Raw genomic sequence first — 21,080 nt, forward strand, 5'->3', positions numbered from 1 at the left:
AAAAGGGACAAAGGTCCCCGACCGCCGACGATCCCGTCTGCGCGAAGCCGGCACGCCCCCTGCGTCGTGCCGCCGCGCAGCCGCCCGCCCGCAGGAAAGGCCGCCGCTTTGCCCCGTATCGCCCTGAGCGGCGCGCCGCGCACCCGGAAACCCAAGGTCCGCCGCCCCCGCAGACCCCGCCGCACCGGCTGGCGCAGACTGATCCCCACCTGGCGGATGACCCTGGCCGGCTTCGCGACCGCGCTGCTGCTCGGGGTCGGCCTCTTCGCCCTCGGCATCGCCCTGGTGAAGGTGCCCGACGCGCACGCCGCCGCGACCGCGCAGAGCAACACCTGGCTCTACCAGGACGGCTCGGTGATCGCCCGGACCGGCCAGACCAACCGGCAGAACGTCGGGCTGGACAAGGTCTCCCCCGCCGCCCAGCACGCCACGCTGGCCGCCGAGGACCGCAACTTCTACCACGAGGGCGCCGTCAACATACCCGGCCTGGTCCGCGCCGCCGTCAACACCGCCAAGGGCGAGGGCACCCAGGGCGGCTCCACGATCACCCAGCAGTACGTGAAGAACACGTACCTGAGCCAGAAGCAGTCGCTCACCCGCAAGGTGAAGGAACTCTTCATAGCGATCAAGGTGGACGCCACCGAGGGCAAGGACGAGATCCTCTCCAGCTACCTCAACACGTCCTACTACGGGCGCGGCGCGTACGGCATCCAGGCCGCCGCGCAGCAGTACTTCGGCGTCGACGCCTCCGAGCTCAACGCCGCCCAGGGCGCCTACCTGGCCGCGCTGCTGAACGCCCCGAGCGCCTACGACGTGGCCACCGCCACCCCGGCGGGCAAGCAGAACGCCGTCAACCGCTGGAACTACGTGCTCGACGGCATGGTGAAGGAGGGCTGGCTCTCCGCCGAGGAGCGGGCCGCCACCACCTTCCCCGAGGTCAAGGACCCGCAGGCGCAGCTCGGGCTCTCCGGCCAGGCCGGCTACCTGGTCAACGCCGCGACCGAGTACCTCACCGGCAACCAGATCATCAGCGAGTCGGAGCTGGCCAGGGGCGGCTACACGATCAAGCTGACCGTCGATCCGGCCCGTCAGCAGGCCCTGGAGGGCGCCGTCCAGGCCCAGCTGCACGACACCCTGAACCCGGAGAAGCGGAAGAAGGACGCCGCCGCCCAGCCCGGCGCCGTCTCGGTGGACCCGAAGACCGGTGCCGTGGTCGCCCTGTACGGCGGCGTCGACTACACCAAGCACTACGTCGACAACGCGACCCGGCGGGACTACCAGGCGGGCTCGACGTTCAAGGCGATCGCGCTGGCCGCGGCGCTGGAGAACGACGCCAAGACGCAGTCCGGCCAGACCATCACCCCGCGCACCGTCTACGACGGCACCAGCGGCCGCAAGGTCCGCGGCGGCAAGGGCACCCCGTACGCGCCGCCGAACGAGGGCGACAAGAGCTACGGCCAGATCACCCTGCAGCAGGCCACCGACTGGTCGGTGAACTCGGCCTTCGCCCAGCTCGCCCAGGACACCGGGCTGGCCAAGGTGCGGGAGACCGCGATCGCGCTCGGCCTGCCCAGCAACACCCCCGGGCTGGACCCGGTGCCGTCGATCCCGCTGGGCACCGCCACGCCGAGCGTGCTCGACCTCGCGGGCGTGTACGCCACGCTGGACAACGGCGGCAAGCAGATCACCCCGTGGCTGGTGCAGGAGGTGAACCACGAGGGCGAGCCGGTCGCGCTGCCCGCGCACAAGGCCACCCAGGCGATCAGCGAGCAGACCGCGCGCGAGGTCACGGCGATGCTCCAGGGCGTGGTCAGCGACCAGGGCGGCACCGGCTGGCGCGCGAAGGCGCTGGGCCGGCCCGCGGCGGGCAAGACCGGTACGACGGACGACCAGAAGTCGGTCTGGTTCATCGGGTACACCCCGGAGCTGGTCACCTCGGTCGCGCTGTTCGGGCAGGACCCGGGCACCGGCGCCCAGGTCAGCCTGAGCGGCACCGGCGGGATCGACGGCGCGGCGGGCGGCCAGTTCCCCGCGCAGATCTGGACCAGCTACATGAAGGCCGCCCTCAAGGGCCAGCCGGTCAGCGACTTCCCCGCCCCCGCGGGCGCGGAGGACGCGCGCGGCGGCTCGGGCTCCTCGGGCCCGGGCACCTCGTCCGGTTCTTCGAGCACTCCGCCGTCCACCCCCGACGGGTCGGCGACGCCGTCCGGCGGTGCGTCGCCCCAGGGCGGTTCCGGTTCGGGCGGCGGCGCGGGCTCGGCGCCGTCCACCCCGCCGTCGGCCGACCCCACCACTCCGCAGTCCTCCGGCGGCACCGGCTCGGGTTCGGGGTCCGGCGGGTCCGGCTCCGGCGGCTCGGGCTCCGGCTCCGGCTCCGGCGGTGGGGGCACCGCGCCGACCCAGCCGGCCACCCCGCAGCCGAGCGGCAAGCCGACCAGGCCGGGGCCGAGCACCGGCCCCACCACCGCTCCGACCACGGCACCGCCGGCGACCGGGGGCAGCGGCTCGGGGTCCGGGTCCGGCGGTTCCGGCTCGGGTTCGGGATCCGGCACCGGCAGCGGGACGGACGCCGGCGGCGGGACCGGATCGGGCGGGTAGCGGGCGTTCGCCCACGGCACCGGGCAGGACCGAATGACGGAATGACCCCTTACCGAAAACCGGTAAGACTGTCACAATTCGTCGGTGCACAGCTCCAACCCCCTGCTCGGCCGCTCTCCCGGCCGGACCCTCGGTCTCACCCTCGCCCTCGTCTCGGCGTTCGCCTTCGGCGGCTCCGGCACCGCGGCCAAACCACTGATCGAGGCCGGGCTCTCCCCCCTCCACGTGGTCTGGCTCCGGGTCACCGGCGCCGCCGTCGTGCTGCTGCCGCTGGCCTACCGCCACCGCGAGGCCGTCCTGCGGCGGCCCGGCCTGCTGATCGGCTTCGGCCTGCTCGCCGTCGCCGGCGTCCAGGCCTGCTACTTCGCGGCGATCTCCCGGATCCCGGTCGGCGTCGCCCTGCTCATCGAGTACCTCGGCCCGCCGCTGCTCATCGGCTACGTGCGGTTCGTCCAGCGCCGGCCGATCAGCCGGGGCTCGGCGATCGGCGCGGGGGTCGCCGTCGCCGGGCTCGCCTGCGTGGTCGAGGCCTGGAACGGGCTGAGCTTCGACGCGCTCGGCGTCCTGTTCGCCCTGGGAGCGGCCTGCTGCCAGGTCGGCTACTTCGTGCTCGCCGACGCCGGCAGCCGGGGCGAGCGCCCGGTCGACCCGATCGCCGTCAGCGCCTACGGCCTGCTGATCGGCTCCCTCGTGCTCACCGCCCTGACCCGCCCCTGGCAGGCGGACTGGGGCAAGCTCGGCGGGGACGTGGTGATGAACGGGCACAGCCTGCCCGCGCTGCTCCCGGCGGCCTGGATGGTCCTGGTCGCGACCGTGCTCGCCTATCTGACCGGTGTCGTCGCCGTCCAGCACCTGTCACCGCCGGTCGCCGGGGTGGTGGCCAACCTGGAGGCCGTCGTGGCCACCGTGCTGGCCTGGGTCCTGCTGGGCGAGCACCTGGGCCTGCCGCAGATGGCCGGCGGTCTGCTGGTGCTGGCCGGGGCGTTCGCCGCCCAGGCCGGCAAGCCCGCCGAGGCGGCCGAACCGGACCGGGCGCAGGCCGCCGGGACGGGGGCGTCGGGGACGGAGACGTCGGACGCGCGGACGGGGGCGGGCGCGACGCCGGGCACGGGCACCGGGGCGGGCACGGTGCCGGCCGGGGCGACGGCGCTCGGCGAGCGGCTCGCCCGGGCGGCCGAGGCCGAGGGCCGCCGCGGCGGGGAGCGGGACCGGCGCTAGCCGGGCTGCCCGGGGCGGGGAGCGGTCGTCCCGGCGGGGATCAGCGGCCGACCCAGCCGAACCAGTCGAGGTGGCCGAGCGGCCACACGACGGCCGACACCGGGCCGACCACGTTGTCCACCGGCACGGCCCCGCCACCGGGGCCGCGCTGGTGGTAGCGCGAGTCCGCGGAGTCGCTGCGGTGGTCGCCCTCGACCCAGACGTAGCCCTGCGGCACCGTCACCGGACCGAAGTCCAGCCCGGCACAGGAGTCGTCCCCGGGGTGCAGGTAGGGCTCGTCGAGCTTGGCGCCGTCGACGGTCAGCGTGCTGCCCGAGCACTGCACGGTCTGCCCGCCGGTCGCGATGACCCGCTTGACCAGGTAGTTGTCGTCCTTGGGCGGCACCAGGCCGACGAAGGAGAGCACCGAGCCCAGCGCGCTGGTCACGGGGTTGCCGTCGTTCGGCTGCGGCGGCAGCCAGTCCCCGGGGTCCTTGAACACCACCGGCTGGCCCTGCTCGGGCTTCCACCCGGTCAGCGGGGCGAGCTTGTTCACGCCGACCCGGTCGCCGACCCGCAGGGTGTTCTCCATCGAACCGGAGGGGATGGTGAACACCTGGAAGAAACAGGTCTTGATCAGCAGCGCGACCACCAGGCCGACCGCCGCCATCGCCGGGATCTCGATCCACCATGGCCGCGGCCGCCGGCCGGACCGGCGGTCCTTCGGCGACCTGCTCCGGCGCCCCTCGGCGGCGCGGCGCGCCCGCCGCGCCTCGGCCCGGCCCCCGACCGGGGCGGGCGCTGCCTCGGCCTCGCCGCCGTGCGTATCGGGCAGGTTCACCGCCATCGTCGCTGCTCCACTCTCCGGCTGCGGGGGAACCTGCACGCTACGCCAACCGGGGATCGAGGCGAAATCGGGCGTTTACCCCCGCCAGACATCCCGGCGGCCCGGGCGCGGCTCCCCCGGGGGCTCCCGGCCCGGCCGGCCGCGCCGTCAGGCGGAGGCGTTCCCGCCGGTCACGGCGTCGCTCGCGATGGCCTCGTGGTGGCGGATGACCTCGGCGATGATGAAGTTGAGGAGCTTTTGATGCTCCGCTGGGGGCGGCACTGACCAGCGACAACCCCGCCATCCCTGCTGGTCAGACCACACAAGCGGCCTCCGAAGAGTGCGCGGTGTGCTTTAAGAGCACTTTGCCTACAGCTTGAGTAGCTCCGAAGTTCCCAAGATCATCCCCAAATTATCTCCCAAATGATCTTGATAGCTCCGCAGGTCAGCGCACGAAAAGGCCCCCGCCTGCCGAGGCATGCGGGGGCCCTTCGGCATCGGGATAGTGGGGGGTCGATTCACCTGTCCCGATGCAGTTCGCGGGGAAGATCGCCCCTCCGGCTGAGCGCGAGCTACGCACGCGAACCTCGGTCGCGCCAAGTTTCGCATGCGTGTTCGGTTTGAGCGATGGATCACTTCCCGCTCGATCATGACCGGGAGGGTGCGAGCTGTCCAGATCTGCGTTAACGCAGATCAGAGCGGGTCTCTACGGTGAAGCGGTCAGACCACGTAGTGACCGAGGGGGCCGATGGAGCCCGCGCCCTACCAGCGCGTAGCCGCCGAGATCCGTCGACGGATCGTCAGCGGTGAGTGGGCGCCCGGGCACCGACTACCCTCGCAGGCTGACTTAGCGAGCGAACTTGGTGTCTCGATCGCCGAGGCTCGCCGCGGCATGGCAGGCCTCCGGCAGGCTGGAGTTCTCGAAGGACGGTCTCGCACCCGCCTCTGGGTGGCGCATCCTCCTGCTGTGCGCACACTCCTCGATGTCGACGGAGCCTGGCCCCACCCCCGCGGCGAGGGAGCCACCGGCAGCCAGCGCGCTGGCGCGGACCTCGCCGCCCGACTCCACGTCACCGAGCGCACCCGGCTCCGCTGGCACCGCGAGGAGCTCCTCGACCCTGACCTGAGACCGAGCCACCTCGTCACCACCTGGTGGGCCGGCGCCCGACAGGAGCGGTGGGCGCGCGTCGAGGCCGAGGTCGGACTGCACCACCTCACATCAGCAGAAGGTGAGCACCTCGGTCTGCCCGGCGGCATGGCGGCCTGGCTCATCGAGCGCACCCGATACACCTCTGCCGGGCACCCCATCGAGACCGCGGCCATGGTGCTGCCCGCGGACCGGTGGCGAGTGCGCCTGCGGTAGGCCCTGGCCGGCGTCCGGCGGCCGCCAGCCAGGGAGTCGTCAGGCCCACACGTCGCCCGGCTCTCGACCCGTCTTCGCCGGTTTCCCGGCGGTCGCCGCGGTGCAGCCCTTGTGCCTGGTGATCCAGTCGGTGAGGGCGGTGCGCATGCCGGCGTAGACGCCGTACCCGTAGTCGCCGCAGGCCTGGCAGTACCCGCCCGTCCCCTCCTCGGCCTCCGGCTCCTCGGGGGACGCGATGGTGTGGTCGGTCACGACTTCTCCTCGGGGGCGGTGGGGCACGGGCCCGGGTGGGCGGCGACGGGCCAGCCCAGCGGGGCGCCGGTAGTAGGGGTGTAGGCGTAGCCGACCGGCGTGAGGTCTCTGCCGGCGCGGCCGCAGATGATGCACGTCTCGCCGCGGACCTGGGCGGACGCGTAGTCCGCCGCGAGGCGGGTCTTGCCCAGCCAGATGCGGCCGGGCATGACGGCGTCGAGCAGGTACCGGTCGACGTCGGCCCGGGTGGCTCCGGCGGCCAGGGCCTGCTCGCCCAGGATGACGATGACGGTGCCACTGCGGCGGACGAAGTCGGCCCAGCCGGTGTCGGCGGGGATGCGGAGGGCGGTCTCCGCCTGGGGCAGGATCACCATCGCGTAGCCGTCGTGCAGGACCAGGCGCAGGCCGGGGCTGGGCAGCGGTTCGCTCGGCTGTCGCAGGCCGACTCGCTCCGCGAGCGCCCCCAGGCCAGGAGGCCCGTCGGCGGCCGGGGTGATGAGCACCATGCTCACCAGGCCGTCCGGCGTGGAGTCGATCCACGTCCACGCGGACAGCTCGCGTAACGGGTGTTCGGCTGCTGCCAACACGGGCCCCCTCCTGGGTTGCTGGGTCTACCATCACCACCAAGAGTCGACCTGTGATCACCTGATGGTGAGCCCCTGGGGGGTGGCACAGGGTGGCACTTCTGCGCGAGGTGGCAGACGAGGGTAGGACAGGGACATGCAGACGAAGAGGGAGCCGAACGCCCGGCTCGCCGAGTGGCTGGCCCGGGCGGGCCTGAGTAACGGCGAGCTCGCGCGGCGAATCAAAGCCGCAGCTCAGCAGGCCGGACACCCGCAGGTAGCACCCGACGCGACCGCCGTTCGGCGCTGGCTCAAGGGCAACAAGCCGCGCCGACCGATCCCGGGGATCATCGCCGACGTCATCTCAGACGCCGTCGGATACCGGGTCACATCGTACGAACTCGGACTCGGCGAGAGCCCGGCCGAGGACCGCTCGCTGCTGTACAACCGCAGCTGGGTCGTTACGGTGGAGACCGTCTCCGACCTCGGGAGAGCAGACGTGGACCGTCGCCGTTTCCTCGCCGCCGCGCCCTTCGCCGCCGTCGCCGCCACCGGGCCCTCCCGGGACTGGCTCCTCAACGTCCTCGACCAGGAACCCGAACCCGGGCCCCGCGTCCGTCTGGAGGACGTCACGGCCGTGCGCAACATGTTCGGCGCGTTCCAGCGCATGGACATCTTCCAAGGTGGAGGCAGCGGCCGGCTCCTCCTCGCCCAGTACATGAACGTCCACGTCTACCCGCTGCTGCGGCGCCCGCAGCCGGACGACGTCCGCCGCGCACTCTGCGAGGCCGCCGCCGAGCAGACCTACCTCCTCGGCTGGATGGCCTACGACTCCGGCGAGCACGGCACCGCCCAGCGCTACCTCATCCAGTCCCTCCGCCTCGCTGAGGAATCGCAGAACGTCCCGCTCGGCGCCCACGTCCTCGCCGGTATGGCTGACCAGGCCACTCTCCTCGGCCACCCCGAGGAAGGCCTGCGCCTCGCCCAGTCCGGTCGGCAGGGGCTCCGCGGCACCTCCGCCGCCGCCCTCGCCGACCTCTGGGCCCTGGAGGCCCGGGCGCTCGCCGTGATGGGCGACAAGACTGCCGCCACCCGGGCCGTCGCCCAGTCCGAGACCGCCGCCGAGACGATCGACCACGAGCGCGAGCCGGAGTGGGCGCTCTTCATCGACCCCGCCTACCTGCACGGCGAGCACGCCATGACCCTGCGGGACACCGGCGACCACGCCGGCGCGGCCGAGCACGCCCGCCGCAGCATCGATCACGCCCGCGCCCAGCAGCGGGCCCGCCGCGGGGCCCTCTCGCAGGCGGCTCTCGCGGCATCCCACCTCCAGCGCGGCGACCTGGAGCAGGCACACGCCGCCGGCCTCCGGACGCTCGCCCTCGCGGGGCAGGTCAAGAGCAGCCGGACCATCGAGGCCATCAGCGACCTCCAGCAGCGCATGCAGCCCTACGGGCAGAACCGGCTCGTCGCCGACTTCGCCGAGCGCGCCCGGGTCCTGACCGTCGCCGCGTGAGCCGCTGACCTGCTGTGTCGGTGCCTCGTCGTAGGCTGCACGCCGCGGCGTAGGGCCCGGCTACGCGCTGCGGGTTGCCGCGACCAGCTCGTCCAGCAAGGTGTCCAGCAGGGCGCACACGGACGCTGCCTCGCCCGCCCCGGTCTGCATGGCCTGCTCGATGGCCTGCTCGACCCGACCCCGTACGCCAGGCGGGAGATCCCGCACGGTGGCCGCCATCCGGCCGAGCTGCATGGCCACGTGCAGCGGTGCCTCATCGACGTCCGGAACCGCCGGGCTGGCCACCGCCGCCACAACCACGGCGGTGGCGTCGTCGCGGTAGCCTTCCGGGGTCGACGAGGCGGCAGCCACCAGCGCATCGGCCAGGGCCTGCGGGTCGGACGCGTGCTTGCGGACGAGCTCCTCGATGAGGTCGGCCGGCACCTGGTCGTGCACGCCGTCCGAGGTAAGGATCAGTGTCCCGCCGGCGGGCACCCCGACGAAGGGGGCCGTCGCCGGTACGGCCAGGCCGAGCGTCACGCCCACGTAGTCGGCCAGCGCGGCGACCGGCACCTCGCCCGCCCCGCGCGCCGCCCGGGTCAGGTACGCCGCGAGGTTGTGGTCGGTCGTCAACTGCTGCAGCTCGCCGTCGACCCAGCGGTACGCCCGGCAGTCGCCCGCCCAGACCACCTGCGCGCTGCCGTCCTCACGCACCACCGCCAGGACCCCGACGCCGTCCGGGCCCGGGTCGTTCACCAGCAGCCCCGCCGACAGCAGGCCAGCGAGCGGTCCGCGAGCGGCCCCCACCCGGGCGGCCGTCTCGGCGAGCATCGGCGCCAGACGCACGATGTCCGGGTCGTGGCCCATGCCGTCGACCAGGGCGACGGCGGTGTGGCCGGTGGCATCGGAGGTGTAGGTGGCGGCGGCGTCGGCGATGGGGCCGGCGGTGCCCTCGCGCTGGGCGATCCCGATGGTGGTCATGTCCGCCATGATGGCCCGCCGTGGTCCCCGTCCGGGCCGGAACCCAGGAAGCGGGGGCGCGGGAGGTGATTCCTCTTCACCGGTACGTGCTCCCACGGCGCCCGCGCGCCGGTATGGTCCCCTCACCACACCACCACCTGGGGGGACCATGCGCACCCGTACCACCGGCCTCGCCCTCGCCGCGGCTGCCCTGCTCGCCGCCGGACTGACTGCCTGCTCCAGTTCGGCGAGCACTGGCGCGAAGGCCTCGACCGCGCCGACCTCGGCGGCCGCGAGCTCGGCGCCGCCCGCCGCCGCTGCGCCGGAGGCCGCGCCGACCACCCAGACGCCGGCGTCCGCCGGGACGACCGCGGCCCCGCCGACGGCGACCGGTGCTGGCGTGGCCATCCCGCCGAAGCCGGACGCGGCCACCGAGGCCAAGTACATCGCGGCCCTCACCGCGATCGATCCGGAGATCGTGGACGGTAAAGCGGACAGGGCGGTCAGCCGCGGTCGGGACCAGTGCAGGTCGGTCGCCGAGCACCCGACCGACCAGGCGAAGCTCGTCGCCCTGGCTGCCCAGCGCTTCACCAGCGCGGGACATCCGCAGGGCTTCGGACCGGAGAAGAGCGCCCAGATCCTCGCCGCGGTGCGCACGCACATCTGCCCTACGGTCTGACCCCGGGTACGACGAAGCGCCCCCCGTCCGGCACGTGGCCGGGCGGGGGGCGTGGTGGTTCAGCGGGCGCTGAGGGAGATGAGCGTGGCGGCGATGGTCAGGGCCGTACCAGCCAGCCCGACGAGGCCGATGATCTGCTGGAGTCGGCGGCGGTCGGACTGGCGGACCTCCTCGGCGGCCGCGCGTTCGCGCTCGCCCTGGGCGATCCGGCGGTCGTGGTCGGCGATCTGCGTGCTGTGGTCGGCGATGGTCTGCGAAGTGTGGCTGTCGGACTGCCGTAGGACGTCCAGGACGCCGCGGACCTCGGCGAATCCGGTGCCCACATCCCCCCTGATCCCTGCCAGGCCGGCGCCCACGTCACCCCGTAGCGCGGCCAGGCCGACGGCGAGCGCGGTGAGCGCGGCCTGCGGGTCCGTAGGCGGGTCGGCTCCAGGGGTCGGGACGGTCACTGGCGGCTCGCCGGGTCGGACCGGGCGGGCAGCAGCGAGGCGGTCTCCGGGTGGCCGAGGTACCGGCCCAGGGCCCCCTTGATGAGGGCGAGGCCGGCGGGGATCCCGCCGACGGCGGCGGCCTGGAGGCTCGACAGGCCGGTGATGCCGCCGACGAGCAGCAGACCGATGACGGACTCCGCGTAGGTGGCGGCGGTGCGCTCGGCGAGGTCGCGGGCGTAGCGGGGCAGGCGGATGCGGATCATGGTGATCTCCAGTCAGTCGGTGACGGTGAAGCGGCCGGTGGCGAGCCGCTCCAGGCTGCGGCGGCCGGGGATGCCGTCGGCGTCGGTGCCGACGTAGCCGAGGGAGCGCTGGTACGCGGCGTAGGCGGCGACGGTGCGGGTGCCGAACGAGCCGTCCACCCACTGCTGCTCCAGGTGCCCCTCGTCGGCGAGGGCCTGCTCGACGGCCAGGGCCTCGGCGCCGTAGGTCTGGTGGCCCTGGGCGGCGCCGGGGTCGGTGCGGGCCGCGGCGACGACGTGCGCCAGCGACACCTCGGGCTGGCCGGGGAGCCGGCCGAGCAGAAGCTGCAGGGTGACCTCGCCCGGGACGCCGTCCGCGTCGCCGCCGACGTAGCCGAGGGAGCGCTGGTACGAGGCGTAGTTGAGGGTGTCCGCGTCCGACCAGTCCGGGCCCGGGCCCACGCTGTAGTGCGTGCCGTAGCCCTGCCGGACGAGGGCCTCGCCGACTGCGGTGACCTGGGGCCCGTGCGCGCCGTATCCGTACTCCAGGCCGTTGATGGTGACCCGGTAGCGGGCCGGGATCGGCGTCTCGGCGGGCTGCTCGGGCGCCGGGCCCGGCGGCGGCCCGGCCGCGTCCGGCTCCAGCGCGCCGGAGGTGACCAGCTGGTAGAGCGGACCGCCCGGGCAGTCCGTGGCGTAGCCGTCGCGGTGGCCGCGGATCTCCCGGCCGGCGCCGTGGGCGCGCAGGTAGGCGATGGCGTCCCGCAGGCCGGCGGTCTGCTCGGCGGTCGGGCTGGTGTGGCCGCTGTCGCCGACGAAGGCGAGGACGGCGAAGTGGGTGCGGTTGAGGGTGGTGGTGCCGTTCGCCGCGTTCTGCGCGTTGCGGCCGCGGCCCTCGAAGACGTACCCGTGCTCGCAGACGGCGAGGTTGTACGCGAAGTCCGACCAGCCGTTGCCGTCCATGTGGCTGTTCTGGACCTTGCGCATGTAGGCGGCGCAGGTGCCGTGCTCGCCCGCGCTGTACGGGGCGCCCAGGTAGTGGACCTTGACGCCCTGGTTGGCGGGCACCGCGGGGTGCCCGTTGCGGGGCGGGCGTGCGCCCCACTCGGCGCGGCTGACGAACTTCATGAAGTTGCCTCCAGGCATGGGAAAGCCCCCGGGCCTGGGCGGCGCGGGGGCGGGGTGGTGGGGTGCGGTCAGGCGCGGCGGCGCAGCTCCAGCCAGCTGCCGGACATGACGCGGGTGGCGGTGCCGGAGGGCGAGTTCTGTGCCCACATGAGCGTCAGCGCACCGGCGGCCGTGGTGATCAGGATGGCCTCCAGCCTGATCCACGTGTTGAGGCCGCTGGAGATGCCGAAGGCCAACGAGGTGCCGCCCCCGCCGTTCGGCTGCGCGTTGCGGATCCCGAAGAACTCGGCGTCACCGGACGTGCTGCCGGTGAGCGCACCCGTGTGCGCGCCGGTCCCGCCGAAGTGCAGCGTCCCGCCGGCCGGGAACGACCAGCCGATCTTGATGTCCGCGGCCGAGTCGCCGGCGCTGACGAACAGCTGGCTGTGGACGGTGTAGGTGGCGCCGGCCTCGACGGGCAGCGTGAGGTGGTCGTCGAGCTGGAGTGTCGAGGAGGAGGTGACGATCTCGTCGGCGCTCTTGCTGACCCAGTCGGGCAGGCCTGCGCGCAGGCCTGCGGCGGTGATGCGCTGGCCGGCCGCCCAGGGCGGGTACGTGCTCACGGGGGTCTCCTACAGGGCGAGGGTGGCGGGCTGCCAGAGCCGGACCCGCGTCCCGGCGCTCTGTGCCTTGGTGACGCCGTTGGCGGCGCGGGTGACGGTGGCGGCCTGCGGGCTGGAGGTGCCGGTCATGGCGGTGACGGTGACCCGCTCTCCGCCGATGTCGAGGTCGAGCGGGTAGTCGCCCGGGGCGGTGGACCACAGGGGGCCGGTGCTGGTGGCGATCTGGAGGGTGGTGGCGGTGGCCGTCGCCGCAGCGGCGAGGGTGCTACCGGCGGTGTCGGCCCGGCCGAGGACGACGTCGTCGAGGAGGCCGACCGCCCAGGGCCCGGCCGGGGCGGTGTTGAACTCCAACTCCCAGTCGTAGGAGCCGAGCGTCTCGCTGTAGCCCTGCACCAGCAGGTCCACGCTGCCCGGGCCGTCGGTCATCGGGAGGCCGACAAGCCGGATCAGGTCGCCGACGTCCACCGCGGTGGCCGCCGCGATGAGGTGCGGCGCGGCGGCGAGGTCGACGGTCACCCGCGGGTAGCGGGCGGCGTCCCAGGTGCCGAGGTGCAGCCTCCAGGATGCGAGGTCGGCGAGCTGGGTGTCCCGGTACAAGTTGAGCTCGGGCGTCTCGGAGTAGCGGCCGAGCCCGGCGGGCGGGGCCTGGACGGACAGCGGGCCGCTGGCGAGGGTGGCCCGGGCCGCCGAGCCGCCGCGCCGTCTCACTTCGATGTCGTTGCGGACGGCCTGGTCGTCGTCGGCCGGCTCCAGGGGCGGGGCGATGTCTCCGGCGGCGAAGTCGAGTACCAACGAGGGGGTCTGGTTGTAGAGCTGGTGGCCGGGCCGGTAGTGCAGGGCCGCAGCGTCCCGGGCCTCACCGAGCAGGCCGCCGTCCACCTCGCCCGCCTCCTCCAGGAGGTCGAGCAGGGTGCCGGCCTGCTGCGGGCCGAGCGCGACCTGCGGCGGGACGGCGGCCAGGCTGACGAGCGGCACGCCCTCCTCGGCGCACAACCGCTCGATCCGCTGCGACCCCCGGTCCCCCTCGAACCCATTGTCCGCGTGGGAGTAGACGTCGGCGTCGATCGCCAGAACGCTCAGGTGCCCGACCTGGAGGTCGGTGATCCCCGGGCCGATCCGGGTGTCGACAGCGACCGGCCGTCCGGCCGTGCCCGCGTGGGAGCCGAAGGTCGTCCCGAAGGTAGCGCTGCCGATGATGAACCAGTACAGGGCCCAGTTGACGGTGCCGCCGCTCTCGCGGACCTCCAGGCGCAGCCGGGCCCAGCCCCCGCTGGCGTCGGCGCCCGGCGGCGAGCCGGTGTTGGTGACGAACGCGCCGAGCGCGTCGTAGCCGCGGACGGCGACGACGTCGGCCGCGATCGAGATGGTCCACAGGACGACGGTTCCAGTGCTGGCGATCTGGAGGAGCTGCGGATAGGTCCCGGCCGGAGGCAGCGTGGCGAGGTCGTAAACCATCTCCACCTGCCAGCCGCCGGGCAGGGCGGGGGTGGGCGGGATCGCGGCGGCGAGGGTGGCGCCTGTCGGGACGCGCGGCAGCGCCAGCGAGCCGGTCGGGCCGCCTCCGGCCGCGAACTCCACGCCGCCGGCAGCGCGCAGGGGCTCGCATCCGGGCACCGGGGAGTAGGCCTGAGTGGAGCCTCGGGTGTCCTCGCACGGCCAGTAGGCCACCGGCGAGCCGGACATGATCGAGCGGCGCAGGCTGGAGGCGAGCGGATCCGACCCCTGCCCGAGCCTGCGTTTGATGCCGGCGGCCTGGGCCTGGACCCAGGCGTCGGCGCCGGTGACGTCGCGCCGCGGCGGCCACGCGGACACCTCTCCGACGAACCGCACACTGCTGCGGGGCGGGATCGAGGCCGCGCCCTGGAGGGTCCAGGGCCGGCCGGCCGGGTCCGTGAAGGCGGTGATGCCGGGCGTCAGCGTGGTGAAGTCGGGTGCGGCGACCAGCGTGCCCGCGCTGTCGCGCAGTTGGAGGGCGTGGACGCGGCCCAACAAGGGCGGGGTGGTCTGGCCGGGGTTGTCGCCGATGGTCAGCGGCGAGGTCGAGGCGTAGACGCTGGTCGTGCCCGCGCCGGTGATGGGGTCGCCGACCGGCGTCCAGGGGCCGGTGATCGTCGGGCCGCTCCAGAACTTCAAGGTCCACCCGCCGGCGCCGTTGTCGACGTCGAGGGCGACGCGCAGAGCGATCCGGCCGCTCACGGGAATGGGCAGTGCGGCGGTCGCGAAGCGGTCCACGAAGGCCGTGCCGTCGGTGCTCCACCGGAAGGACGGCAGGTCGTTGTTGTAGAGGGAGAGCTGCCAAGACCTTTGGTTGCCCGCCTGGGTGTACTTGCCGGCGAGCTCGGCGAAGGCGCCGGACTGCGGGGTGGTCAGGGTGAAATCCACCCGGACGTCGAGGTCGCCGGTGATGTCGAGGGCGGCGGTGTCGGGGGTGGAGGCGTAGCTGCCGGTGCTCGGCAGCGCGAGGTAGGTGGGGACGGCGGGGTCGTTGACGGCGATCCTGACCGGGGTGTTGCGGCCGATGAGCCCGTAGTACGGGCCCATCGGGTTGCGGGGGCTGAAGCGGCCGTCGCGGTTGTCGAGCGTGAGCGTGGCCTGGCCGGGGTCGATGCGGGATCCCTCGTCGTGGCGGCCGCGTTCGATCGAGATCGGGTCGCGCAGGTAGGTGCGCGCGGTGACGTCCGTCCAGGTGCCGCCGAGGAGGAGCTGGACCTGGACGGACAGGGGCGTAGCAGGGAAGCCCACGGTGCCCTCCTTCCTAGGTGAAGGCCTTCTGTGCCGAGCCACCGCCGGTGACCCGGACCATGTTCCGCAGCAGCCGGCGCAGTTCGGTGTCGGCGCCGGTGACGTCCAGGACGACGCGCACGGTGCCGCCGCCGGCGGCGGCGCGGGAGAGCGGAGTGACGGTGGCACCGCCGGGCAGGTCGAGGATCTCGGGTCCGGCCTCGCCGACCAGCACGCTGCCCGCGCCGGTGATGTGGCCGCCGGAGGCGAGCATCGGGATCCTGGGCATCGAGAAGCCGTTACCGCCGACGCCGGGCACCCAGTCCGGCATCATGAACGACAGCTTGCCGACCGAGCGGTTCCAGAGGCTGGCGATCTGGTTGAAGCCCCACCGGAACGGGGCGGTCAAGATCTCACCGAGGGTGGCGAACCCGGCACCGATCTTGCCGGGCAGGCTGGTGATGTAGTCGAACACGGCGCTCGCACCCGACTTGATCGAGTCCCAGTTGCGGGTGATGACGAGGACGGCCATGCCGATCGGGCCGGTCAGGAGCGCGAGCAGCAACGGCCAGTTCTGCGCGACCCAGTCCCAGACGAACTTGATCCCGGACCAGACCACCTGCCAGCAACTGGTGACGATGTCGCGGAACGTCTCGCTGCGCTGCCAGAGGAGGACGACGGCGGCGACCAGGGCGACGACCGCGATGATGATCAACCCGATCGGGTTGGCGGACAGGGCGACGTTCCACGCCCACTGGGCCACGGTCGCCGCGGTCTGGATGCCGGTCCAGATCGCCTGTGCCGCGGACCAGGCCATCGTGGCGCCCTGGACGAGGAGGATCGCACCGGCGATCACCCCGAGGGTGATGGCGACCGGCTGCAGCCAGGCGGAGTGCTGCTGCCCGAAGGCGATCAGCGTGGCGCCGACCTCCGCCAAGCGCACCATGGCCTCGCGCTTGAACCGCTCAAGCGCGGCGGCCGGATCGCTGCTGAGGGTCTTGGCCATCTGGTCGGCGGCCCCGGCGACCTCGCCCAGGGCGGCCTTCGCCGAGGACGGGTCAAGTGCCAGCAACGCCTTCTGGACGTCCTCGCTCTTCGTCCCGAACAGCGCGAGCGCGGTGTTGTTCCGCTCGACGGGGTCCTTCATCGCGCGCAGCCGATCGAATACCTGGTCCAGGGCGGTGGCGGCGGCCGGCCCGCCGGTGACGAAGACGCGCTGCATCTCCTTGCCGGACAGGCCGATCTTCGCGAACGCCTCCGCCGTGGCCTTGTCACCGGCCTGGGCGATGAGCGTGAACTCCTTCAAGCTGTCGGCGACCACGTCCGCGTCGCGGGCGCCGGCCTTGAGGCCCTGGGCGAGCAAGCCGGCGGCTGCGTGTCCGTCGAGGCCGAGCTGGCGGAACTGCGTCGAGTACTCGCCGACGGTGTCGATCAGGTCGCCGGACTTGTCGACGCCAGACTGCATCGCCTTGGTGATGATGTCGAACGCTTCGTCCGCGTCCTTGGCCAGGCCGGTGCGTAGGAACTGCCCGGCCGCCGCAGTGCTTCCGGCGACGTCGACGTCGAACGTCTTGGACAGCGCGAGCGCCTTGGTGGTGATCTTCTCCAGGCCGGTGGTCGCGGCGTCGCCGCCGATGTTCTGGACGACGCCCTTGATGGCCTCGTTGACGTCGGACGCGCTCTCGCCCCACGCCTTCTGGTAGATGGCCGCGCTCGTCTTGGACAGCTCGGCGGCGCGCTCGACCCCGACGCCGAGTTGCGCGGTCAGCCGACTGCTGGCGGCGGACATGTCGAGAGCCTCGGCGACACCGACGCCGAGCGCCCCAGCGACGCCCGCGGAGATACCGGCCGCCGCCGTGGACAGCTTCTCCTTCATCCGCCCGAGCGTCTCCGACGCCTGGTCCTTCGCCACCAGGTTGAAGACGAGCGAGGTGTCGCTAGCCACAGATCACCTCCTCCTGGCCGCGGCCTGGTTGGCCTCGTCGATCTGCTTCTCGTAGCCGTCGAGCCAGTCGTGCAGCTGCTCCGCCTCCTCGACGGTGAGCAGCTGCCACTCCCAGGGGCGGACACCGAGCAGGTGTGCGGCGTCGCCGAGTCGCCTCAGTCGGCGACCGGCGGCGGTGCTTTTCCCTCGGAGGGCTCCTCGTAGGCGCCGGCGATCTCCTCGGCCATCTGCGCGAGGGTCGCCGTCTTCTCGTCGCCCGCCGGCATCTTCTCGTCGTAGTCGTCGCGCATCTGCTCCAGCTCGGCGCGGGAGAACTCGGTGCGCACCTCGTCCCAGGCGAACGACACATCGGCAAACCGCATGGTGGGGTGCGAGCGCTTCAAGTAGACGAACAGCAGCGCGCGCCGACACAGTGCGCTGCCCTTGATGACGCCCTTGGTCACCTCGGCGTAGGTCAGGCCGGTCAGCTTCTCCAGCAGCTCCTGCTCCGGCGACATGAGCTTGTTCGGGTCGTACTTCCAGCGGGTCGGCTCGTCCTGACCAGCCGGGTGATACACCAGGTACATGGGTGGGTGTCTCCTATCGGGCCCGGTCGGCGATCCGCCGGGCCATCTCTTCCATCGCGTCGTGGACGGCCTGGCGGTACCGGCCGCTGCCGGGGTCCATGGCCCGGTCGAACCAGTCCGTCTTGCCCTGCTGCGTGCGCCAGGTGCCGCGGCCGAAGATCTGCACACGCCAGCCGCCCGCGGCCTGGGTGCGCTTGGCGGCCTGGGCGAAGCCGCGGATGCCGGGGGTCTTGCGGGCCTTGACGCGGGCGCCGGACCAGCGGCCGCCCAGCTTCACCTCGGGCTTGATCCGCTTGGCGATCGCACTGCGCAGCGCAGGCGACTCCGACATGCTCGCGGACATCGACATGATCCCGGACTTGGCCTGGACGGCAGCGGGCTTGAGCGCCTCGCGCATGCCCTTCGCGAGCTCCTTGCGCAGCTGCTTGCCGTCCTCCTCGGCGCGCAGTGCGGCCGAGAGAGAGTCGAACCCCTCCAGGGAGACGCTGACGTCGACCGGGTTGCGGCCGGCCATCAGGCGGTGGCGCGGATGACCGCGCCCGAGGTCGGGTAGCTCACGCCGACGCTCGCCTCGTCGCCGACGCTGCCGGAGATCGGCTGCCACTCCTTCACCAGCACGTCGCCCGTGTACTTCGGGTTGGAGGTGCTGACGGCGGCCTGGGTGGGGCGGACCTCGAACGGCACGACCGTTCCGAGTAGCGGCCACATGATCGAGTCCAGCTTGGTGGCGGCGAAGTCGTTGAGGAACTCCAGGCCGAGGTTCCCGCTCTTGAGGCCGCCGATCACGAGCTTCCAGCCGTTCGAGATGTACGTGGTGACGTCCTTCTCCTCGACCTCGACCGCGACCTCGCACTTCTTCGTGTGCTCGTTGAGGACGTTGCCAGCGAGGCTCAGGTGGACGCCGGTGAGGACCATGGTGGGCATGACGGGGCTCCTTCTCAGGCGAGGCCGAGGGCGGCGACGAAGGTGAAGCTCGGGGTGGTGCCGGCCACCGTCCAGGCGACGCGCCACCAGGTGTCGGTGACCGGGCCCTGCACGGCGAGCGCCTGGCCGCCGAGGCCGGTCGCGGCGCCGAACGTCGCCCGGACGGTCGGGTCGGTGAAGCCGCTGGTGTCGTCGGACTCGATGCGGACGGTGAGGGACGGGGTGGTGCCGGCCGCCGAGAGGACGTGCAGCGCGGCGTAGAGGGCGCGGCCGTCCGGGACGGCGCCGAGCTGGAGCGCGGTGCCGGCGCCGGCGCTGGAGCGGGCGGTGCCGGGCGGGTGGGCGATCTGCCCGCGCGCGGTCAGCCCGCTGCCGGACCCGCTGCTGCTCCAGGGCGCGAGGTCGCCCACGCTGCCGCCGAGGGTGTAGTCGGCGCGCAGCGCCTGGGTGAGGTAGGCGAGGGACCCGACGGTCGCGAGGTGCGGGCAGATCGTCCAGGGGCCGACGCCGCCGAGCTGGGCCCAGGCGGCGTCATCGATGAGGCCCGGATCGCCGGCCTCCCACAGACCTTCGGCGCTGACCTTGCTGGAACCGAGGCCGCCCTGCACCCGCTTCCACCCGCCGCTGCCGTAGGTCGTCCTGTCCTTCTCCTCCACCTCGCTGGACAATTCCACCTTGTTGGAGGCGCTGGTGAGGTCGACGCCGCCCGTGAACAGGCGCACGTCGGTGAGCACTTGGTGTGCCATCAGGTCCTCCCGTCGCCGATGACGCGGACGATCATCTCGGCGCCGACGTACTGGACGCCGGCGTGCTCGTACCAGCGGTAGCCCTGGACGCGCTCGACCCTCAGGTCGTGCGCCAGGCCGCCGAGGGCGGGCTCACCGGGTCCGCCGCGGGCCGCCTCGATCGCGGCCTTCAGCGCGGCCGGGCCGGCCCCGGACAGCAGGGCGTCGAGCAGCTGCTGTGCGGCGCGGTCGTCAGCGCGGCCGACAAGGACACGGCAGGTGATCTCCAGCTCGTCGACCCCGCGCCCCATGGTCTTGTCGAAGTCGACGTTCACCTCGGCCGTAAAGAAGTGCGGCTCGGCGATGCTGTCGGGGGTGTAGCCGGTGGCGGTGAGCTTGCGGGTGCCGACCGGGAGGGTGACGGTGCGCGCGGCGTCGGCGATGGCCGCGCGGACCGGGGCGATCTGCATCGGGCGCTCCTCTCGGGTCAGCCCATCCCGGGCAGTTGGAGGCGCTCGACCAGCGCGGCGACGTCCGGGTCCACGCGGGACAGGCGCACGACGCCCCACTCGGCGGAGCCCGTGACACCGTCCGGGGAGTCCTTGCGCCGGTACAGGCGCAGGGCCTGGATCTGGGTGGCCTGGGCGACCTCGTCGGGGACGGCGGGCCAGCCGAAGCGGGCGGTGACCCGCACGCGGGTGCTGTGCCCTCCCCAGCGCCCGGCGGGCAGGACGAGGGAGGTGACCGGGGCCCCGTCGAGGTGCGCGTTGTCGGGCGCGGTGAGGTAGCCGGTGACCGGGCTCCAGGTGGCGCCGCTGCCGGTCTCGACGACCAGGCCGTCGAGGGCGCCGATGTCGTCGACGACCAGGCGGTCGCCGTCGGCGCCGGCGGCCACGCGCCCGGTGAGGCTGTAGACGCGCTGGACCGGTGCCGGGTCGAGCCAGAACCGGCGGCCGGTGAGCCTCTCGATACCGCGGCTCGCGGCGCCGAGGGCCTGGGTGAGCAGCGTGTCCGAGGTCGGGTCGCCGTCCGCGAGGTTCAGCATGGCCTTGACCGTGGCGAGGTCGGCGTACTCGTGGGCCACGGTCAGTCCCTCGCACTGCCGCCGCCCGCGCCGGAGCGGGCGCCGCCGCGGCCGCGCTTGGCCTCGGCGGGCGCCGGGGCGCTGTCGGCGGGGCCGGGCTGGGCGGCGGTCTGCTGGCCGCTGTCGGCGGTGCGGCCGGCGGGGGCCTGGCCGTCGGCAGCGGGCGGGGTGAGGGGCTCGGCGTCGGGCTCGTAGCCGAGCTGGATGAGCTGCTCGTCGACCTGGGCGACGCGGTCGTCCAGGCCCCGGCGCTCGTAGCCGTCGCGCTCGCGGCGCAGGGCGGCGATCATCCGGTCGTCGGTCATGGCGGGGGCTCCTCAGTTCGGCAGGACGTGGACGGCGGCGGAGAAGGTGAAGCTGGGGGTGGTGCCGCCGATCGTGGCGGCGACCCGGACGAAGTTCTTGGCGACCGTCGCGAACGCGGTCCGGTTTCCGGCGGCGGTGAGCTGCGCGGCGGCGCTGCCCGCCACGGCGGTCCAGGTGGCGCCGTCGGCGGACTCCTCCAGGGCGACGTCGAGGGTGGGGGTGGTGCCGGTGGCGGCGGTGCAGTGGACGCCGAGCAGCACGGTGGTGGCCTGACCGGCGGCGGCGACCGGGCCGCTGGTGACCGAGGCGGTGCGGGCGGCGGGGGCGAGGGCGAGGTCGGCGAGGACGGGGCGCTGGGCCATGGTCGGTTCCTGTCTGGGCGGGGCGGCCGGGCCGGCGGGGCCCCGCCCCCCGGGGGTCAGAAGGTGGGGGTGTCCAGGCCGGGGGCGGTGGATTATAAAAATAAACCAGAC

23 protein-coding genes and 2 pseudogenes are annotated in these 21,080 nt (G+C 73.3%); 6 read left to right on the top strand and 19 right to left on the bottom strand.

Going from position 1 to position 21,080, the window contains the following annotated elements; genetic code table 11:
• The first annotated feature begins 108 nt into the window (after positions 1-108).
• The gene (locus tag ACFC0B_RS23800) at positions 109-2,598 is read left to right on the top strand and encodes a transglycosylase domain-containing protein (RefSeq protein ID WP_376089162.1); all 2,490 of its coding nucleotides are present in this window, start codon (positions 109-111) and stop codon (positions 2,596-2,598) included.
• 84 nt (positions 2,599-2,682) lie between these two features.
• Complete coding sequence (locus ACFC0B_RS23805) at positions 2,683-3,816, top strand: DMT family transporter (protein WP_376089165.1); 1,134 nt, start codon at positions 2,683-2,685, stop codon at positions 3,814-3,816.
• 40 nt (positions 3,817-3,856) lie between these two features.
• Here ACFC0B_RS23805 and lepB read toward each other — a convergent pair whose 3' ends face one another.
• Together lepB and ACFC0B_RS23815 are read right to left on the bottom strand one after the other, a co-directional pair.
• Positions 3,857-4,642: a signal peptidase I gene (gene lepB / locus ACFC0B_RS23810; protein WP_376089168.1), complete on the bottom strand. Its 786-nt coding sequence runs from the start codon at positions 4,640-4,642 to the stop codon at positions 3,857-3,859.
• A 147-nt stretch (positions 4,643-4,789) separates the two neighbouring features.
• Positions 4,790-4,894, bottom strand: a pseudogene (locus ACFC0B_RS23815) (chorismate mutase); the annotation flags it as partial.
• Between the two features lie 475 nt (positions 4,895-5,369).
• Here ACFC0B_RS23815 and ACFC0B_RS23820 point away from each other — a divergent pair.
• Positions 5,370-5,546, top strand: a pseudogene (locus ACFC0B_RS23820) (GntR family transcriptional regulator); the annotation flags it as partial.
• 42 nt (positions 5,547-5,588) lie between these two features.
• Positions 5,589-5,984, top strand: coding sequence for a UTRA domain-containing protein (locus tag ACFC0B_RS23825; protein WP_376089717.1), 396 nt, complete (start codon positions 5,589-5,591; stop codon positions 5,982-5,984).
• A gap of 39 nt (positions 5,985-6,023) precedes the next feature.
• Here the strand turns inward: ACFC0B_RS23825 and ACFC0B_RS23830 are convergent, their stop codons facing one another.
• Positions 6,024-6,236, bottom strand: a complete 213-nt coding sequence (locus ACFC0B_RS23830) for a hypothetical protein (RefSeq protein ID WP_376089171.1) — start codon at positions 6,234-6,236, stop codon at positions 6,024-6,026.
• Positions 6,233-6,820, bottom strand: a complete 588-nt coding sequence (locus tag ACFC0B_RS23835) for a hypothetical protein (protein WP_376089174.1) — start codon at positions 6,818-6,820, stop codon at positions 6,233-6,235. The genes ACFC0B_RS23830 and ACFC0B_RS23835 overlap by 4 nt, the downstream gene beginning before the upstream one ends.
• A gap of 136 nt (positions 6,821-6,956) precedes the next feature.
• Between ACFC0B_RS23835 and ACFC0B_RS23840 the strand changes: the two genes are divergently transcribed.
• On the top strand, positions 6,957-8,315 hold the full coding sequence (locus tag ACFC0B_RS23840) for a transcriptional regulator (RefSeq protein ID WP_376089176.1): 1,359 nt from the start codon (positions 6,957-6,959) through the stop codon (positions 8,313-8,315).
• Positions 8,316-8,375: 60 nt separating this feature from the next.
• Here the strand turns inward: ACFC0B_RS23840 and ACFC0B_RS23845 are convergent, their stop codons facing one another.
• The gene (locus ACFC0B_RS23845) at positions 8,376-9,275 is read right to left on the bottom strand and encodes a PP2C family protein-serine/threonine phosphatase (protein ID WP_376089179.1); all 900 of its coding nucleotides are present in this window, start codon (positions 9,273-9,275) and stop codon (positions 8,376-8,378) included.
• A gap of 148 nt (positions 9,276-9,423) precedes the next feature.
• On the opposite strand from ACFC0B_RS23845, the gene ACFC0B_RS23850 reads away from it, so the two are divergent.
• On the top strand, positions 9,424-9,933 hold the full coding sequence (locus ACFC0B_RS23850; protein WP_376089182.1) for a hypothetical protein: 510 nt from the start codon (positions 9,424-9,426) through the stop codon (positions 9,931-9,933).
• A 59-nt stretch (positions 9,934-9,992) separates the two neighbouring features.
• Here ACFC0B_RS23850 and ACFC0B_RS23855 read toward each other — a convergent pair whose 3' ends face one another.
• The 14 genes from ACFC0B_RS23855 to ACFC0B_RS23920 all read right to left on the bottom strand — a co-directional run bounded on the left by ACFC0B_RS23855 (position 9,993) and on the right by ACFC0B_RS23920 (position 20,969).
• Positions 9,993-10,256, bottom strand: coding sequence for a hypothetical protein (locus tag ACFC0B_RS23855; RefSeq protein ID WP_376089185.1), 264 nt, complete (start codon positions 10,254-10,256; stop codon positions 9,993-9,995).
• Between the two features lie 122 nt (positions 10,257-10,378).
• The gene (locus ACFC0B_RS23860) at positions 10,379-10,627 is read right to left on the bottom strand and encodes a hypothetical protein (protein ID WP_376089188.1); all 249 of its coding nucleotides are present in this window, start codon (positions 10,625-10,627) and stop codon (positions 10,379-10,381) included.
• 12 nt (positions 10,628-10,639) lie between these two features.
• Positions 10,640-11,734, bottom strand: coding sequence for a peptidoglycan-binding protein (locus ACFC0B_RS23865; RefSeq protein ID WP_376089190.1), 1,095 nt, complete (start codon positions 11,732-11,734; stop codon positions 10,640-10,642).
• Positions 11,735-11,802: 68 nt separating this feature from the next.
• Positions 11,803-12,336 (bottom strand): hypothetical protein, encoded by a 534-nt coding sequence (locus ACFC0B_RS23870; RefSeq protein WP_376089193.1) that lies wholly within the window; start codon positions 12,334-12,336, stop codon positions 11,803-11,805.
• A gap of 9 nt (positions 12,337-12,345) precedes the next feature.
• Complete coding sequence (locus ACFC0B_RS23875; protein WP_376089196.1) at positions 12,346-15,078, bottom strand: hypothetical protein; 2,733 nt, start codon at positions 15,076-15,078, stop codon at positions 12,346-12,348.
• A 13-nt stretch (positions 15,079-15,091) separates the two neighbouring features.
• Entirely contained in the window at positions 15,092-17,002 is a 1,911-nt protein-coding gene (locus ACFC0B_RS23880) for a phage tail tape measure protein (RefSeq protein ID WP_376089199.1), read from the bottom strand.
• 155 nt (positions 17,003-17,157) lie between these two features.
• The gene (locus tag ACFC0B_RS23885) at positions 17,158-17,568 is read right to left on the bottom strand and encodes a hypothetical protein (protein ID WP_376089202.1); all 411 of its coding nucleotides are present in this window, start codon (positions 17,566-17,568) and stop codon (positions 17,158-17,160) included.
• Between the two features lie 13 nt (positions 17,569-17,581).
• Positions 17,582-18,082 carry a hypothetical protein gene (locus tag ACFC0B_RS23890; RefSeq protein ID WP_376089205.1) on the bottom strand — a complete coding sequence of 167 codons (501 nt, stop codon included), beginning with the start codon at positions 18,080-18,082 and terminating at the stop codon, positions 17,582-17,584.
• Entirely contained in the window at positions 18,082-18,492 is a 411-nt protein-coding gene (locus ACFC0B_RS23895) for a hypothetical protein (RefSeq protein WP_376089208.1), read from the bottom strand. The genes ACFC0B_RS23890 and ACFC0B_RS23895 overlap by 1 nt, the downstream gene beginning before the upstream one ends.
• 14 nt (positions 18,493-18,506) lie before the next feature.
• Positions 18,507-19,238, bottom strand: coding sequence for a hypothetical protein (locus tag ACFC0B_RS23900; RefSeq protein ID WP_376089211.1), 732 nt, complete (start codon positions 19,236-19,238; stop codon positions 18,507-18,509).
• Positions 19,238-19,687 carry a hypothetical protein gene (locus tag ACFC0B_RS23905; RefSeq protein WP_376089214.1) on the bottom strand — a complete coding sequence of 150 codons (450 nt, stop codon included), beginning with the start codon at positions 19,685-19,687 and terminating at the stop codon, positions 19,238-19,240. The genes ACFC0B_RS23900 and ACFC0B_RS23905 overlap by 1 nt, the downstream gene beginning before the upstream one ends.
• Positions 19,688-19,704: 17 nt before the next feature.
• Positions 19,705-20,301, bottom strand: coding sequence for a phage gp6-like head-tail connector protein (locus ACFC0B_RS23910; protein ID WP_376089217.1), 597 nt, complete (start codon positions 20,299-20,301; stop codon positions 19,705-19,707).
• Between the two features lie 2 nt (positions 20,302-20,303).
• Positions 20,304-20,606: a hypothetical protein gene (locus ACFC0B_RS23915; RefSeq protein WP_376089220.1), complete on the bottom strand. Its 303-nt coding sequence runs from the start codon at positions 20,604-20,606 to the stop codon at positions 20,304-20,306.
• A gap of 12 nt (positions 20,607-20,618) precedes the next feature.
• A complete protein-coding gene (locus ACFC0B_RS23920; protein ID WP_376089223.1) occupies positions 20,619-20,969 on the bottom strand; it encodes a hypothetical protein in 351 nt (116 codons plus the stop codon).
• Positions 20,970-21,080: the final 111 nt, after the last annotated feature.

The organism is Kitasatospora sp. NPDC056184 (assembly GCF_042268405.1).
Taxonomy (GTDB): domain Bacteria; phylum Actinomycetota; class Actinomycetes; order Streptomycetales; family Streptomycetaceae; genus Kitasatospora.